This is a genomic window from Bartonella gliris (genome assembly GCF_045277155.1).
Taxonomy (GTDB): domain Bacteria; phylum Pseudomonadota; class Alphaproteobacteria; order Rhizobiales; family Rhizobiaceae; genus Bartonella; species Bartonella gliris.
Genome location: NZ_CP123962.1, coordinates 164,556 through 181,386, shown reverse-complemented (window position 1 = coordinate 181,386; position 16,831 = coordinate 164,556). Strand labels below are relative to the sequence as shown.

At 39.5% G+C, this 16,831-nt stretch carries 13 protein-coding genes; 3 read left to right on the top strand and 10 right to left on the bottom strand.

Translation table 11 applies throughout. The annotated features are described in order from the left end of the window. The first annotated feature begins 91 nt into the window (after positions 1-91). Complete coding sequence (locus tag QHG54_RS00770) at positions 92-430, top strand: P-II family nitrogen regulator (RefSeq protein ID WP_317993396.1); 339 nt, start codon at positions 92-94, stop codon at positions 428-430. A gap of 56 nt (positions 431-486) precedes the next feature. Next, positions 487-1,896 carry a type I glutamate--ammonia ligase gene (glnA, locus tag QHG54_RS00765; protein ID WP_317993397.1) on the top strand — a complete coding sequence of 470 codons (1,410 nt, stop codon included), beginning with the start codon at positions 487-489 and terminating at the stop codon, positions 1,894-1,896. Positions 1,897-2,789: 893 nt separating this feature from the next. On the opposite strand, the gene QHG54_RS00760 is transcribed toward glnA, so the two are convergent. Further along, on the bottom strand, positions 2,790-3,575 hold the full coding sequence (locus QHG54_RS00760; RefSeq protein WP_406604255.1) for an ATP12 family chaperone protein: 786 nt from the start codon (positions 3,573-3,575) through the stop codon (positions 2,790-2,792). Positions 3,576-3,785: 210 nt separating this feature from the next. Next, positions 3,786-4,769 carry an RluA family pseudouridine synthase gene (locus QHG54_RS00755; RefSeq protein WP_317993399.1) on the bottom strand — a complete coding sequence of 328 codons (984 nt, stop codon included), beginning with the start codon at positions 4,767-4,769 and terminating at the stop codon, positions 3,786-3,788. A 223-nt stretch (positions 4,770-4,992) separates the two neighbouring features. Here QHG54_RS00755 and QHG54_RS00750 point away from each other — a divergent pair, with 223 nt between their 5' ends. Then, entirely contained in the window at positions 4,993-6,780 is a 1,788-nt protein-coding gene (locus tag QHG54_RS00750; RefSeq protein ID WP_317993400.1) for a glucan ABC transporter ATP-binding protein/ permease, read from the top strand. Between the two features lie 97 nt (positions 6,781-6,877). Here QHG54_RS00750 and alaS read toward each other — a convergent pair whose 3' ends face one another. The 8 genes from alaS to rpsM all read right to left on the bottom strand — a co-directional run bounded on the left by alaS (position 6,878) and on the right by rpsM (position 16,827). Beyond that, on the bottom strand, positions 6,878-9,541 hold the full coding sequence (gene alaS / locus QHG54_RS00745; RefSeq protein WP_317993401.1) for an alanine--tRNA ligase: 2,664 nt from the start codon (positions 9,539-9,541) through the stop codon (positions 6,878-6,880). Between the two features lie 193 nt (positions 9,542-9,734). After that, complete coding sequence (gene recA / locus QHG54_RS00740) at positions 9,735-10,778, bottom strand: recombinase RecA (protein ID WP_317993402.1); 1,044 nt, start codon at positions 10,776-10,778, stop codon at positions 9,735-9,737. Between the two features lie 611 nt (positions 10,779-11,389). Next, a complete protein-coding gene (locus QHG54_RS00735; RefSeq protein ID WP_406604254.1) occupies positions 11,390-12,709 on the bottom strand; it encodes a replication-associated recombination protein A in 1,320 nt (439 codons plus the stop codon). 8 nt (positions 12,710-12,717) lie between these two features. Then, positions 12,718-14,112 carry a DegQ family serine endoprotease gene (locus QHG54_RS00730; RefSeq protein ID WP_406604253.1) on the bottom strand — a complete coding sequence of 465 codons (1,395 nt, stop codon included), beginning with the start codon at positions 14,110-14,112 and terminating at the stop codon, positions 12,718-12,720. A gap of 271 nt (positions 14,113-14,383) precedes the next feature. Then, positions 14,384-14,812, bottom strand: a complete 429-nt coding sequence (gene rplQ, locus QHG54_RS00725; protein WP_317993405.1) for a 50S ribosomal protein L17 — start codon at positions 14,810-14,812, stop codon at positions 14,384-14,386. A gap of 24 nt (positions 14,813-14,836) precedes the next feature. Then, the gene (locus tag QHG54_RS00720; protein WP_406604252.1) at positions 14,837-15,850 is read right to left on the bottom strand and encodes a DNA-directed RNA polymerase subunit alpha; all 1,014 of its coding nucleotides are present in this window, start codon (positions 15,848-15,850) and stop codon (positions 14,837-14,839) included. Positions 15,851-15,945: 95 nt separating this feature from the next. Beyond that, positions 15,946-16,335: a 30S ribosomal protein S11 gene (gene rpsK / locus QHG54_RS00715; RefSeq protein ID WP_317993407.1), complete on the bottom strand. Its 390-nt coding sequence runs from the start codon at positions 16,333-16,335 to the stop codon at positions 15,946-15,948. A 123-nt stretch (positions 16,336-16,458) separates the two neighbouring features. Next, a complete protein-coding gene (gene rpsM / locus QHG54_RS00710; RefSeq protein WP_317993408.1) occupies positions 16,459-16,827 on the bottom strand; it encodes a 30S ribosomal protein S13 in 369 nt (122 codons plus the stop codon). Between the last annotated feature and the right edge of the window lie 4 nt (positions 16,828-16,831).

The window sequence follows — 16,831 nt, the reverse complement described above, 5'->3', positions numbered from 1 at the left end:
GTTTAGAAAGTATCTGTTGGCACATATCATGGTTGTCAATATAATATGGTGCAGTCTAAAAAGACAAAATAACGTTGGAGATAATTTCAGTATGAAAAAAATTGAAGCCATTATAAAACCTTTCAAACTTGATGAAGTGAAAGAAGCGCTTCAAAAAATTGGATTACATGGTCTTACCGTAACAGAAGCAAAGGGTTTTGGCCGTCAAAAAGGACATACAGAACTTTATCGCGGTGCTCAATATGTTGTTGATTTTCTACCCAAAGTAAAAATTGAAATTGTTGTTGCTGATGAAAAATCAGAAGAAGTCGTTGACACAATACGTAAGGCAGCTCAAACAAAACATATGGGAGATGGAAAAATATTTGTTTCCTCTATCGATGAAGCTATTCATATCGGTACTAGCGAATCTGGTATCGATGCTCTTTAATACCCACAAAATTTTTCACCTTTTCTATCCACCTCAGTCCAATAAGGAAATTCAATATGACAACCGCATCAGATATTCTCAAACAGATTGCAGACAATGACGTACGTTTTGTCGATTTGCGCTTTACCGACCCACGAGGAAAATTGCATCACGTCACAATGGATATTGCAGCAATCAATGAAGATACATTCAGTGATGGCGTTATGTTTGATGGTTCTTCAATTTGCGGATGGAAAACAATTAATGAATCTGACATGGCATTGATGCCAGATCCAGAAACAGCCCATATTGATCCTTTTTTCGCGCAATCTACTTTGGTCATATTTTGTGACGTTCTTGATCCTGTTTCTGGAGAATTTTATCATAGAGATCCTCGTTCTATCGCCAAAAGAGCTGAAGTCTATATGAAGTCTTTAGGAGTTGGAGATACAATCAATGTAGGTCCGGAAGCAGAGTTTTTTATCTTTGATGACGTACGCTATAAGACCGATCCTTACAACACAGGATTTAAACTCGATTCAAGTGAACTTCCATCAAACGATGACACTGAATATGAGAGCGGCAATCTCGGTCACCGTCCTCGAATGAAGGGCGGTTATTTTCCAGTTCCTCCAGTTGATTCCTGTCAAGACATGCGCTCTGAAATGCTCACAGCACTAAAGGATATGGGCGTCCAAGTTGAGAAACACCATCACGAAGTGGCAGCTGCACAACATGAACTGGGCATTCGTTTTGATACTCTTGTTCGCGAAGCCGATAAAATGCAAATTTTTAAATATGTTGTCCATCAAATAGCAAACAGCTACGGAAAAACAGCAACGTTCATGCCCAAACCGGTTTTTGGTGATAACGGCTCAGGTATGCATGTGCACATATCCATCTGGAAAGAGGGCAAACCAATCTTTGCTGGAAATGAATATGCCGGACTATCAGAGACCTGTCTCTTCTTTATTGGTGGTATTATTAAGCACGCAAAAGCAATCAATGCCTTCACCAATCCATCTACTAATTCCTATAAGCGTTTGGTTCCTGGCTATGAGGCTCCTGTTTTGCTTGCTTATTCTGCACGCAATCGCTCTGCCTCTTGTCGTATTCCAACAAGTTCTTCACCAAATTCAAAACGCGTAGAAGTTCGTTTTCCAGATCCAACAGCAAATCCGTATTTGGCATTTGCAGCACTCTTAATGGCTGGTCTTGATGGCATCAAAAATAAAATTCATCCTGGACAGGCTATGGATAAAGATCTTTATGATCTACCCCCAAAAGAGCTCAAAGAAATCCCTACAGTTTCAGGAAGTCTGCGTGAAGCTCTTGAAGCACTTGATAAAGATCGTAGCTTTCTTAAAGCTGGAGATGTTTTTGATGACGATCAAATTAATTCTTTCATTGAATTAAAAATGCAAGAAGTTTTACGCTATGAAACAACCCCACATCCCATCGAATTTGATATGTACTATTCTGTTTAAAGAATAAGCTATTCTTTTCAATTTAGAAATGGAGATTAAAATCTCCATTCTTGTGTGGTGTTCTTATTCCAGAAAAGCACAAGGAGCATATTTGCAAATGTGCTTTTTCTTTATGAATTTAATTGACTATATCCAAAACAATAAGCTTTCTAAAGCTGGGAATTCGTCTCTTCTTCCCTCTCTTTTATGCCTTTCCTTTATCATATCAACAGTTTAAATCTATACAGTCACCAGTTTAAAAAACGTACACCCCTTAAAAAAAGCCGCATCTGCTTACAGTAAAGTGTCTCAAGATACCGATGCAGATGCCATTTTAAATGCTATCCCTTCCCTCAATTATCGCATCGATAGCCTGCCTGCCCCCCCAAAAAACTCAGTAAATCAAAATTCCAACAAATTATGAAAAGCCAAATAAAACAGTTGGCAAAAAATTGTAAGATTGAAACTATCCAAATCAATCAAAAGAAAAAACGCGGAAGAAAACCTGATAATGATACCTCCCCTATTTTTACCTAGGGAATTTATAACCATTACAAATTCTGGAAAAAGTACTCTATTCAAACCGAGATTGTAGCTCTTTTTTACAACCATCAATGATATTTTATTCGCGGTAATATGAAGTAGTCTTAAACATAACCGGTGAAGAATTTCGTAGAGTTTAAAAAATAAAAATCAATCCCCAAAATCGTATAAATACTGTGATTTGGCAAGTGAACATGCATGCACAAACAGAAAATTTTGACTTTACTAAAAAGTACTGATCGCAAAAAAATTTGCTCTAGACACAATAAAAAACTACAAAAATTTAGAGATAATGATCAAAAGACATAAATGCATCAATAATAAGAATACCCCTTTCTCTTAAAATAAGTTATTAATTTAATTGTTATTTATTACGACAAAAAAGTCATAATGATTGTAGCGGCAGCATTAAATTCAGCCTTTTTACGAGCTCGGCACGCCATTGCTTCTTCATCAGTTCCCCATTGTTCCATCATCCAATTTTCATCTAAATGCGCAATATCCCAAGCATGATCCGAATTTATTTTTCCTGCAGCAACAGCGAGAGCAATGAGAGCTGACCCCGTTAAAGTTGTCATTGCATGAAGTGCGGCAAGCATATAAGGAGACTGTACTTTGCGCAAATAATTGCTCACTGCTTGAATAGCCTCGCGTGGTTGTTCAATATGCATAACACCTTCTGCCAAATGAAAACGTGAACCAAGTTTTTCTTCTGCCCAATCAAGTAATGGATCCCATTGTTCACATTGTCGTTGCACGAGTTCTTTCGGTGTTTGTGCACGATAAAAAATCATATCGCATGTAACAAAACGCAATAAATCTTCAAAAATAACCTGCATATCGTCAGCTACACCATCAATAACAGTGTTAACGAGACGCGTAATCGGCATTTTTACTGGATTAATAACCTCTTTCTGACTCTCAAATTCCTGTGCTACTAATGCAGCACACGCTTCTTTTGGCACGAGAAAAGGACGCCTTGCCGGCGTTTTAACTGGATATCCATCTAATAATATAGAAAAGCCACTTTCCTCACACGTAACTCTCACTTCTTTATAAAACCGTTTAGGATGCGACTGACATGAAAGCCTTTGCGTTTTATGAGCAAAATCATTTTTATCCAATGGCATATCAAAATAATTTAAAATCTCACGCATATCGTTCTACCTATACTATTTTCAATAAATCTACTGTTTTTTCTTGCGAAAAATCTACACAAACTTTCAAAATAGATACAGCGTAATAATCCTAAAAGACACCAATTCCATTCACACAAACCAGACTTATCATCTGTGTTAAAAGTTAAACCCTCAATGAGGCGTATTCTCGCATATAATCCAATAGAATAAACTACGAAATTTTTTTCATTATTCTGTATCTCCATCAATTTCATTAAAAGCCAAAAGATTAAAACTTTGTACCATATGAGGAGGTAAAGGTGCGACAATATCCAAGAGCCCTCCTGAAGGATGAGGTATACGAATACGACGTGCATGAAGGTGAAGTCGGTTTTGAATTCCCCCCGGTAATTCCCAATTACTATCAGAAAAAAAATATTTTGAATCGCCGATAATAGGATGATCCACATAAGCGGCATGTACACGTAGCTGATGCGTTCTGCCAGTATAAGGTTCCATTTCAAGCCACGAAAGAGCCCGCCCTCGAGTATCTAAAACACGGTAATAAGAAATGGCATGATGAGAATCTGGCTCTCCATGTTCACAAACGCGCATCTTATCACCCTGCGCAGTGATTTCCTTGACCATCCATGTTGAAATTTTATCTTGTTTTTTTCTAGGCACTCCTCGAACTAATGCCCAATAAGTCTTTTTTGTTTCCCGTGCTCTAAAAGCAGCTGTCAAAGCCTGCGCAGCCCCCCTTGACCGCGCAACAATGAGCACACCTGATGTCTCACGATCAAGACGATGAACCAAACGCGGTCTTTCGCCTTTCTTATTGCGCCACACCTCAAGCATACCATCAACATGGCGTGTCACACCAGACCCCCCCTGTACAGCTAAACCAGCTGGTTTGTTAAAAACAAAAACCTTTGGGTCTTCATAGAGCAACATTTTTTTTAAAATGACTCCATCATCCTGTGCACGCAGTGTTTTATTCGTTAGAGGAAGACTCTCCTTATCATGAATAGGCAAAGGCGGCACGCGAACAGATTGCCCTATAAGAAGACGCGTATCGGCTTTAACACGCCCACCGTCAACACGTATCTGGCCAGAACGCAGCAATTTTTGTAAATATCCAAACCCAAGTCCTGGATAATGCACTTTAAACCAGCGATCTAAGCGCATTCCGCTTTCGTCTGTCTCAACCTTTTTTATTTCTATGCCTACCATGACATTTCCCTTGCCATACAATTTCACTTGTCAGCTTTTGCGCCCCATCTTAAAAAAACAAAAATCCATATCCTATAGATAATTGGCTTTATCACATCACATCACATTACAACCAGTATCCAAAATTGCATTTTCTTACCGTTTAAATTTTATTAGTTTAAAATCTAGCAATTACAAGTATCGATAACCTTTATGCTTGCTATAGCTATTGGAGATATTATCTGTGTCTTTATTCAAAACCTATGCGCGTGTCTTAACCTATCTAAACAGAGAAAAAAATACATCTCTTTTAATCTGTACCGCTAATGTTATATTGGCTGTTATCACCATTGCAGAGCCTATTTTGTTTGGACGCGTCATTGATGCCATTACAGAGGGATCAGATATTATTCCTACCCTCACGATTTGGGTATGTTTTGGACTTTCTAATATTATTGCTTATGTCCTCGTTGCCCGCAGTGCTGACCGCTTAACACACAGACGCCGTTTAACTGTTTTAACCGAATCCTTTGAGCGTATCATTGCTATGCCCTTAATTTGGCACCAACAGCGTGGAACTTCTAATGCTCTTCATACACTCTTGCGCGCAATAGACACCATGTCAGCTATATGGCTTGATTTTATGCGTCAACATCTTTCGACTCTTGTGGCATTATTCGTTCTCATACCCATAGCTTTTAACATGAATTGGCGTCTTTCAACAGTCTTGGTTGTTCTTGCCATCATCTATGTATTGATTGCGCGTTTAGTAATGCGAAAAACAAAAGACGGACAAGCTGCTGTAGAATGCTATCATCATAACCTTTTTAAACATGTAAGTGATTCAATCTCTAACGTTTTCATTGTACAAAGCTATAACCGAATAAAGGAAGAAACCTCCATATTGTATCAGCATACAAACGACCTTCTTAAAGCACAAAACCCTGTTCTCAATTGGTGGGCTCTTGCGAGCGGCTTAAACCGAATGGCCTCAACTATTTCAATAGTTTGTGTCCTTCTTCTTGGGGCTTTCTTTGTAGCAAAAGGCCAATTACGTGTAGGTGAAGTTGTTGCTTTTGTCGGATTTGCACAATTAATGATTAATCGTCTTGATCAAATTAGTGGTTTTATTAACTTAACCGTATCCTCACAAGCAAAACTACAAGAATTCTTCGCAATGGAAGACTCAACCTTTCATATAAATGAACCTAAAAATCTTCCTTCTCTCCAAAATGTTAAGGGTGCAATAGAATTCCACAATGTTACTTATAATTTTCCGAATTCTTCTCAAGGTATTTTCGACATTTCATTTAAAGTGAAAACAGGACAAACTGTTGCGATTGTAGGACCAACAGGTGCTGGAAAGACAACACTAATTAATTTGTTGCAGCGCGTGTATGAGCCGACATTTGGATACATCTCCATTGACGGAGTAAATATACGCTCCATTAATCGTGAATCCTTACGCAAATCTCTAGCAACAGTCTTTCAAGATGCAGGACTTTTCAACCGTAGTATTCATGATAATATTTTGATCGGGAGAGCAACCGCAACGGATGAAGAACTATATGAAGCAGCAAAAATAGCAGCTGCCCATGATTTTATTCTGAAAAAAAACGATCGCTACAATACCTTAGTAGGTGAGCGAGGTTCTCATTTATCAGGCGGGGAAAAACAGCGATTAGCAATTGCACGTGCTGTTTTAAAAAATGCACCCATTCTCATTCTAGATGAAGCAACCAGTGCTCTTGATGTTGAAACAGAAGCACGCGTTAAAGATGCTCTTGATTGTATAAGTCACAACCGTACCACTTTTATTATAGCGCATCGCCTTTCAACAGTTCGCCATGCTGATCTTGTGCTATTTTTGGAACATGGTCACCTCATTGAAAAAGGAAGCTTTCAAGAACTGATCGATAAAGGCGGACGCTTCTATAAACTATTAAAAACCGGGGGTTTAACAATTGATCAACAAGCGGCAAGAACAGAAGATCAAAACGTGATCCCATTGCATGAAGCACTTGCATCATAGAATAAATACTCATTTAAAAGGCTATGGCTTCAACTGCAATCCCTCATCTCCTTAAAATAATTGAAGAAGCCTTCAGCAAGAAAAATGACATATAAAACTATCCTTCAAGAGAAGCTTTTAAGGCTATAAGAGCTTCATCAGCTTTAGCTCCTTTAGGCCCACCAGCCTGCGCCATATCAGGACGACCACCACCCCCTTGACTACCAAGAATACCTGAAATAATACGCACCAAATCAACAGCATTCAACTTATCAGTCAAATCATTCGTAACACCAACAACAGCACTTCCCTTACCATCCTCTGAAACACCAATGAAAGCAACGACTCCAGAACCAATTTTCTTCTTTCCAGCGTCCACTAATGCCTTAAGATCCCGTGGTGAAATATTCCCAACAACACGCCCCATAAAAGAAATACCATTAATGACGGTAATATCTTCTTGACCACTCTTTATCGCACCACCACTGAGCACCATTTTTTTGCGTGCATCATTCAACAATTTCTCAAGTTTACGACGATCATCAAGTAAAATCCGAACACGCTCTTCCACACCAAAAGAAGAAGTTTTTAAAAGATCAGCAATTCCATGGATCCGCTCATCTTGACGACTAAGATAAAGGCGTGCAGCGACACCTGTCAAAGCTTCAATACGACGAACTCCAGCTGCTACAGAACTCTCAGAAACAATATGAATCAGACCAATATCCCCTGTTCTCTCAACATGCGTTCCCCCACAAAGCTCAATTGACCAACTCTTTTTTATTCCTTCTGGTTCAACCTGATTTCCCATAGAGACAACGCGCACTTCATCGCCATATTTTTCACCAAATAGCGCCATCGCTCCTTCAGAAATTGCATCATCCACAAGCATAAGGCGCGTTGTTACCTTACTGTTTTGTAAAACAATATCATTTGCTAAATCTTCTATTTTTTTCAGTTCTTCTGAAGAAACGGTTTTGGGATGAGAAAAATCAAAACGTAACCGATCCGGTGATACAAGAGAACCCTTCTGTGTAACGTGAGATCCCAAAACTTGACGCAAAGCTTCGTGTAATAAATGAGTAGCAGAATGGTTCGCACGTATTTTTTTACGACGGACAGCATCAACCGTTAGTTCTACACAATCAGATATCTTTACCTGACCAGATTTCACCTCTCCAATATGAATAAAAACACCATCACCCTTTCTTTGGGTATCATGCACTTCAAAAATAAAACTTTCACCAGAAATGATACCGCTATCACCAATCTGCCCACCAGATTCACCATAAAAAGGCGTCTGATTTACAACAAGAATGGCTTTCTGTCCTGAAGAAATATGATCAACAATTTTACCATCATATACAATGGCTGTAATAATACCTTCGGCTTTTTCTGTTTCATAACCCAAAAATTCTGTGGCCCCCACTTTATCACGAACAGAAAACCAAATCGCCTCTGTTACAGCTTCCCCAGAACCAGACCAATTGGCACGCGCTTCTGCTTTCTGATATTCCATCGCTTTATCAAAAGCATCAACATCAACAGATACTCCTCGGCGTCGCAACACATCTTGCGTCAGATCAAGCGGAAAACCATAGGTATCATAAAGTTTGAAAGCGACTTCTCCATTAAAACAATCCCCTTCTTTGAGATTGGTACTTGCTTCATTCAACAAAGCAAGCCCACGTTCAAGAGTTTTACGAAAACGCATTTCTTCCAACTTCAAAATTTCTGCAATCAAAGATTCAGCACGCACCAATTCAGGATAAGCTTGTCCCATTTCACGGATTAAAGCAGGCAAAAGACGCCACATCAATGGCTCTTTAGCACCAAGAAGATGCGCATGACGCATAGCACGACGCATAATACGGCGTAAAACATATCCTCGACCTTCATTAGAAGGAAGAACACCATCAGCAATCAAAAATGCCGATGAACGAAGATGATCAGCAATCACACGATGACTCGCAACAAAATCACCAGTTGCTTCAATTCCTGTTATCTCTTGTGATGCACCAATCAATGCACGAAAAAGATCAATGTCATAATTATCATGAACGCCCTGTAAAACAGCAGCAATACGCTCTAATCCCATACCGGTATCAATAGAAGGGTGTGGCAATTCAACACGCTCTTCCTTACTCACCTGCTCATACTGCATGAAGACAAGATTCCAAATCTCAATAAAGCGATCACCATCTTCTTCCCTACTTCCAGGTGGTCCTCCCCAGATTTTATCACCATGATCATAAAAAATTTCGGAACAAGGACCGCAAGGCCCTGTATCCCCCATCGCCCAAAAATTATCAGCCGTCGCAATACGGACAATTTTTTCATCCGGAAGACCTGAAATTTTACGCCAAAGTTCAGCAGCAACATCATCGCTATGATAAACTGTCACCAACAATTTATCTTTTGGAAGGCAAAATTCCTTTGTTAAAAGATTCCACGATAAAAAAATTGCTTCTTCTTTGAAATAATCACCGAAAGAAAAATTACCCAGCATTTCAAAAAAGGTATGATGGCGTGCCGTATAGCCAACATTGTCAAGATCATTATGCTTTCCACCCGCGCGAACACATTTTTGTGCAGTTGTTGCCTGCTTATAAGAACGCTGTTCCATTCCAGTAAAAACATTTTTAAACTGTACCATTCCTGCATTTGTAAACATGAGTGTGGGATCATTACGCGGAACAAGTGGACTAGAAGAAAGAACTGTATGCCCATTAAGATGAAAATAATCGAGGAAAGTTGACCGGATATTCTTAACACTATTCATATTGACACCTGCAAAGTACAGCACAAAATCATAAAAGCACTCCTCCTCATTAAATATCCCCTTTGCCACGCGTAGAGTCAATTTAATCAGAAAGTAAAATGTTTTGTCAAAAAAGTTGAGAAATAAGTGATCTTATATTTTAAAACTCTAACAAATAAAAACAGAAAAAACTAAATGAAGAAATTGCACTCCATCAAATTGCTTCATCGCTTTCTGTATTTTCTGACCCTGCATTTTCTAATAATTCAATTGCAATCAAACCAGCATTTTGGCGCAAAGCTGTCTCAATTTCCGCAGCTATTTCTGCATGTTCACGTAAAAACTGCTTTGCATTTTCACGTCCCTGTCCTAATCGTTGAGAATTATAAGAAAACCACGCGCCAGATTTTTCCACAATGCCAACTTTGACACCCAAATCAATCAACTCACCTAATTTGGAAATGCCTTCACCATAAATAATGTCAAACTCAACCTGTTTGAATGGAGGTGCCAATTTATTCTTCACCACTTTAACACGCGTCTGATTACCAACGATTGCATCCCGATCTTTAATGGATCCAATACGACGAATATCCAAACGAACAGAAGCATAAAACTTTAAAGCATTTCCACCTGTCGTGGTTTCAGGAGAACCAAACATCACACCAATTTTCATGCGAATTTGGTTAATAAAGATTACCATACAATTAGAGCGGAAAATTGATGCTGTTAGTTTTCGCAAAGCTTTGCTCATCAACCGCGCTTGCAATCCGGGCAAAGCATCACCCATTTCACCGTCAATTTCCGCACGCGGCGTCAAAGCTGCTACCGAATCAACAACGAGCACATCCACTGCACCAGAACGAACAAGTGTCTCTGTAATTTCCAAAGCCTGTTCACCAGTATCCGGTTGAGAAATGAACAAGTTTTCTAAATCAACACCAAGCTTACGTGCATAAATAGGATCAAGAGCATGCTCTGCATCTATAAAAGCGCAGATCCCACCACTTTTCTGTGCTTCAGCAATAGCATGAAGAGCTAATGTTGTCTTTCCAGAACTTTCTGGTCCATAAATCTCAACAATACGCCCCTTCGGTAATCCACCAACACCTAAAGCAATATCCAAGGATAACGAACCAGTTGGGATTGTTTCAATTTCAACAACCTGCTCTTTTTGCCCAAGACGCATAATTGAGCCTTTACCAAAAGAACGTTCAATTTGTGAGAGAGCAGCATCGAGAGCTTTTGTTTTATCCACGATTATATCCTTGACCGATTCATAATAACCCAATACCTAGTGTACACTGTTCTTTTAACTTAACTAAAGCCTTGAGTTTAGATTTTCACAGACTATTTCTATCACGATATTATGTCTACAACATCTCATAAACATGAGTAAAAGTTTCTTCTTTATCTAACGACACTAATACACTTCAATAAAATACCCTCCTATAAAGGAAAAAAACTGGATATATTTATAGCTTTCCTCTAAATAAGAAATAATTTAAATTTCAATACAATGCTTCTACATAGCCCTTCTGATAATTCCTTCTAAATAATTAAGAGATCATATGCTCTTAACAAATCCCCCGCTCTTGAGGACCGAAAGACTCATCATCAATCAAAACCATAGTACACCACATACAACTAAAACCATAATTACAAAGCAGCCCATGAAGGACAGATAGACTAATATTTTTTAAAATTGAATTTTCAGCGTATATGAATTTTTGGTTAGATAAAAAGAAAACTTTCCACTTTATAAATAATAAGCTTTTAAAGCAGTTCGATTATTTAATGAAATTAAAACCATATAATTGATATAAAATCAGTTCAAGAGCAATAAAAAGTCTTTTTTCCACTAAAATTTTATTTTTGATTACCTCGTTTTTTGCGCAGTTGCTTCCACCATTCAAGACGCTTGGCAATTTCACGCTCAAAACCACGTTCTCGTGGTTGATAATAAATCTGGCGCCCAAGCTTTTCAGGAAAGTATTCTTGTCCTGAAAAAGCATCTGGTTCATCATGGTCATAACGATAACCATGCCCATATCCTTCTTCCTTCATAAATTTTGTAGGCGCATTAAGGATATGCTGAGGGGGAGGCAAAGAACCATTTTTGCGTGCACAATGCATAGCTGCCTTATAGGCGAGATATGTTGCATTGGATTTTGGTGCAGTCGCAACATAAAGACACGCTTGCGCCAAAGCCAATTCTCCCTCAGGTGACCCTAAATAATCATAAGCATCTTTTGCAGCATTACAAATAACAAGAGCTTGCGGATCTGCCAAACCGATATCTTCAACAGCCATACGAACCAATCTTCGCCCAATATAAAGAGGATCTTCCCCTGCATCAAACATACGTGCTAAATAATAAAGAGCAGCATCAGGATCAGATCCACGAACGGATTTATGCAATGCTGAAATGAGGTTATAGTGACCATCTCGCCCTTTATCATAAATTGGAGCACGACGCTGAATGATTTTTTGCAAAGCTACAGCATCAAAGATCTCTCCTGGTCGCGCAACACACCAAACTTCCTCTGCCAATGTTAACGCAGCCCGTGCATCACCATCAGACATCCCTATCAAAACATCTCTAGCCTCATCATCTAAAGGAAGAAGTTTTCCTTCTACTTCTTCAGCGCGTTTTAAAAGCATGCCCAAACTTTCATTATCATGTTGAAGAAACGTCAAAACACGCGCACGAGAAAGAAGAGCAGCATTAAGTTCAAAGGAAGGATTTTCTGTCGTTGCACCAATAAGAATTACAGTACCATCCTCCATGACAGGGAGAAAACTATCCTGCTGAGCACGATTAAACCGATGAATTTCATCGACAAACAAAAGCGTTTGATACCCAGAGAGAAAACGAATCCGAGCACCTTCAAAAATCTTTTTAAGTTCAGCAACTCCAGTAAAAATAGCAGAAACTTGCTCAAAAGCGAAATTTGTTTCCAGCGCTAACAAGCGCGCAATTGTTGTTTTCCCTGTTCCTGGAGGACCCCAGAAAATCATCGAACCAATGGAGCCAGCTGCTATCATTCGCGAAAGCACGCCCTCCTCTCCAACTAAGTGATCTTGTCCCATTACATCCTTGAGAAAGCGAGGACGCATTCTTTCTGCAAGCGGCCGATTTTTATAAGCTTGAAAATCAAACGACGAAGTAAAAAAATCTTTATTCAAAAAAAACCTCAGCGAATAAACTGACGAATATACATACCATCACGTTCATACTCCAATTTCCACATATTTGAGCGACCTTGCATAAGAATCTTTTTTAACTGACTTACTGTTTGAATTTTATGGCCATTAACAACACGTAAGATATCTCCAGGGCGAAAAATCCCCGCAGCAATGCTCATTTCATCAAGATTAGTAATTACAACACCTTTCGCAGATGTAGAAAGATGAAAACGACGACTATTTTGTGGTGTTAAATCCAAAACCTCAGCACCAGAAAGAGGACTTTCATCAATAATTTTTTCAGATTTTGAAAATGCAGATTCCGGTATTACTGAAATGGATAATTTTGTCTTGAAAATTTTTCCATTTCGTAAACATTCTAAAACAAGACTGTCCCCAATGCCAGCTGTCATCAAACGATATCCAAGACCATCTGGACTGTCAATTCGTATCCCTTGCACACTCAAAATAACATCGCCTACTTTTAAACCAGCTTTTTCAGCAGGACTATCTTTATTAACTTCTATGACAAGAGCACCATAGGGACGTTCTAAACCTAACCCACCAGCAATGTCAGGTGTAACATTTTGGAAAGATGCACCAATATAAGGTGGTACAAAATACTTCCCACCACGTTTAACAGTATCCAGCATCACTCTTACAAGATTTGCCGGAATGGCAAAACCAATCCCTACAGAACCACCTGAGCGCGAATAAATAGCTGTATTAATCCCGATTAATTGTCCTTTCATATCAATTAAAGCTCCACCAGAATTCCCTGGATTAATGGCAGCATCTGTTTGAATAAAAAAGTCAAAATCAGAAATACCAACACGTGTACGCGCTTGCGCAGAAACAATACCACTTGTAACTGTTTGACCAACACCAAAAGGATTACCAATTGCAAGAACAAGATCACCAACTTCAACTGTATCAGAATCTCCTAAAGGAAGAATAGGAAATTGCGCACCCTGCGCATCAATTTCAAGCACAGCAATATCCGTTGCCTCATCTTTAAGCATAACTTTACTCGCAAACTCCCGCCCGTCAGAAAGAGCAACTTTAATTTCATTTGCATCCTTAATAACGTGGTAATTAGTAACGATCAAACCACGCGCATCAACAATCACTCCAGACCCCAATGACGATTGCTTACGTAAAGGTCGGTTATTTTGAAAACGACCAAAAAATTGTTCAAAAAATGGATCACCTTCAAAAGGTGAACGCGCTCTAATTTGCCGTGCGGCATAAATATTTACAACAGACGGAATAGTCTTTTTAACTAAAGGAGCAAATGAAAGAGTGATTTCTTTTTGTGTTTGCGGAATTTGAGCATATGCGCAATGAAACGATATCTGTGCTATAATTGCAAAAAAAAGCCCCGCCCAAAAAGAATGCCGCATTATTCGCTCCTTAAAAAAAACTAACCCACTCTTTTAACATTAATAGGATAAGAAACTCTCTCATCTTTCATAAGTCCAGAATTCCCATTAATATTTATAATGAGAACAAAAACAACCTATTTGAAAAATAAATATTATAAAAATCAAATAATTCAATATTTTGTACCTCCCCTCTATATTTATCTCTTGAGAATAAAACTGACTATGAAATGTTAATAAAAAAACCGCCCTAGAAAGGCGGCTTTTTAAAATCCAACAGAAAAAAAATACCTTATGACGAGGCTTCCTTTTCATTTACAGCATTTTCCGTACGCGCATGATCTATAGCCCCCTTCGCATCTACATCACGATCAACAAACTCTATAACAGCCATGGGAGCATTATCACCGGTACGAAACCCTGCTTTCATAATGCGCAAATATCCACCGTTGCGCGATGCATAACGCGGCGCAAGTGTATCAAATAACTTTGCAACCTTTCCCACGTCACGAAGTGCTGCAATTGCTTGTCGACGCGCATGCAAACCTCCACGCTTACCAAGAGTAACCAACTTTTCAACGATAGGACGAATCTCCTTAGCCTTTGGAAGCGTTGTCACAATCTGCTCATGCTCGATCAGCGAAACCGCCATATTCGCAAACATCGCTTTACGGTGACTGGCAGTCCGGTTTAACTTGCGGCCTGACTTACTATGACGCATGAGCCTTCTCCTTAAATTCTAATTTCAATACTGATCTTCATAGCGTTTAGCAAGATCATCAATGTTCTCAGGTGGCCATGCAGGAATCTCCATGCCAAGATGCAATCCCATACACGCCAAAACTTCCTTAATTTCATTTAACGACTTCCGCCCAAAGTTCGGTGTCCTAAGCATTTCAGATTCTGTTTTTTGAATAAGATCACCAATATAGACAATATTATCATTTTTAAGACAATTTGCCGAACGAACTGAAAGCTCTAACTCGTCTACCTTCTTGAGAAGCGCAGGATTAAAAGTAAGCTCCGAATCAGCTTCTTCAACAACTTCCTTCTGTGGCTCCTCAAAATTAACAAACAACGATAATTGATCCTGAAGAATACGCGCTGCAAAGGCAACAGCATCCTCTCCATTAACAGCACCATTCGTTTCAATCGTTAGCGTTAATTTATCATAATCCAGAACTTGACCTTCGCGCGTATTCTCTACTTTATAAGAGACTTTACGAATTGGTGAATAAAGACTGTCAACGGGAATAAGACCTATGCGCCCATCATCAACACAATTGCGATCAGATGGAACATACCCCTTCCCTGTATTGACAATAAATTCCATACGAATCTCAGCACCTTCATCAAGAGTGCAGATAATATGATCCGGATTCAGAATTTCCATATCTCCAACGGTATTGATATCTCCAGCTCTCACAACACCAGGGCCCTCTTTACAAACGACAACACGTTTAGGCCCCTCTTCTTGCATACGAAGTGCAATTTCTTTAATATTCAAAATAATATCCGTAACATCCTCACGAACACCTGGAATTGATGAAAACTCATGTAAGACACCGTCAATCTGCACAGCAGTAATTGCAGCCCCACGAAGCGATGATAACAATACACGACGAAGCGCATTGCCTAACGTCAAGCCAAAACCACGCTCAAGAGGCTCTGCAATCATGCTTGAAATGTTTGGATTATCATGTGTACAAAACTCAACCTTATTGGGTTTAATGAGTTCCTGCCAGTTTTTCTGGATCATATTTTTTATTCCCGTTCTTTAGTTCCGCTACCATTCAATCGTAACGGACAATGTGAACATCAGAGAAGCCTCCGACAACGAAAAACAACACCCAATTAAACACGCCGCCTTTTCCGCGGACGACATCCATTATGAGGGATTGGTGTCACATCACGAATAGAAGTAATAACAAAACCAACAGACTGCAATGCACGCAGAGCCGACTCACGACCCGCTCCAGGACCACAAACCTCAACTTCTAATGAACGCATACCGTGTTCCTGCGCTTTTCTAGCACAATCTTCTGCAGCAACCTGAGCTGCAAAAGGCGTAGATTTACGTGAACCTTTAAACCCCTGAGCACCAGCAGATGACCATGCAATTGCATTTCCCTGAGCATCAGTAATGGTAATCATTGTATTGTTAAATGTCGAATTGATATGCACAACACCGGATGAAATATTTTTGCGCTCGCGACGACGAACACGTGTGGCTTCCTTGGCCATGGTTTTCCTTTCAACGATATCCTTACTGCCGTAACACCAGCAGCTCCACCAACTTTATTCTTATCGAAAAACTTCAATAAGAAACAAAATGTTTTAAAAAATAAAATCCTCTTTAAGAGACTATTATTTTTTCTTACCGGCAATTGCCTTAGCCGGACCTTTACGCGTACGTGCATTTGTATGCGTACGCTGCCCACGAACAGGTAAAGAACGGCGATGACGCAATCCACGATAGCAACCAAGATCCATCAAACGCTTAACATTCATCGCAACCTCACGACGAAGATCTCCTTCAACTTGATAACCTTGATCTATCGCCTCACGGATCTGCAACACCTCCGCATCGGAAAGTTCATGCACACGACACCCGACTGGAATACCAACTTTTTTAGTAATTTCTTGAGCAAATTTCGGTCCAATCCCGTGGATGTACTGAAGCGCGATAACTACACGCTTATTCGTCGGGATATTGACGCCAGCAATACGAGCCACGCCT

Bases quoted from the DNA above. Each gene is read 5' to 3' on its own strand.
- rplQ (WP_317993405.1), bottom strand. From the start codon at position 14,812: ATGCGTCATAGTAAGTCAGGCCGCAAGTTAAACCGGACTGCCAGTCAC.
- alaS (WP_317993401.1), bottom strand. From the start codon at position 9,541: ATGAATAGTGTTAAGAATATCCGGTCAACTTTCCTCGATTATTTTCAT.
- QHG54_RS00770 (WP_317993396.1), top strand. From the start codon at position 92: ATGAAAAAAATTGAAGCCATTATAAAACCTTTCAAACTTGATGAAGTG.
- rpsK (WP_317993407.1), bottom strand. From the start codon at position 16,335: ATGGCCAAGGAAGCCACACGTGTTCGTCGTCGCGAGCGCAAAAATATT.
- QHG54_RS00760 (WP_406604255.1), bottom strand. From the start codon at position 3,575: ATGCGTGAGATTTTAAATTATTTTGATATGCCATTGGATAAAAATGAT.
- glnA (WP_317993397.1), top strand. From the start codon at position 487: ATGACAACCGCATCAGATATTCTCAAACAGATTGCAGACAATGACGTA.
- QHG54_RS00730 (WP_406604253.1), bottom strand. From the start codon at position 14,112: ATGCGGCATTCTTTTTGGGCGGGGCTTTTTTTTGCAATTATAGCACAG.
- QHG54_RS00720 (WP_406604252.1), bottom strand. From the start codon at position 15,850: ATGATCCAGAAAAACTGGCAGGAACTCATTAAACCCAATAAGGTTGAG.
- QHG54_RS00755 (WP_317993399.1), bottom strand. From the start codon at position 4,769: ATGGTAGGCATAGAAATAAAAAAGGTTGAGACAGACGAAAGCGGAATG.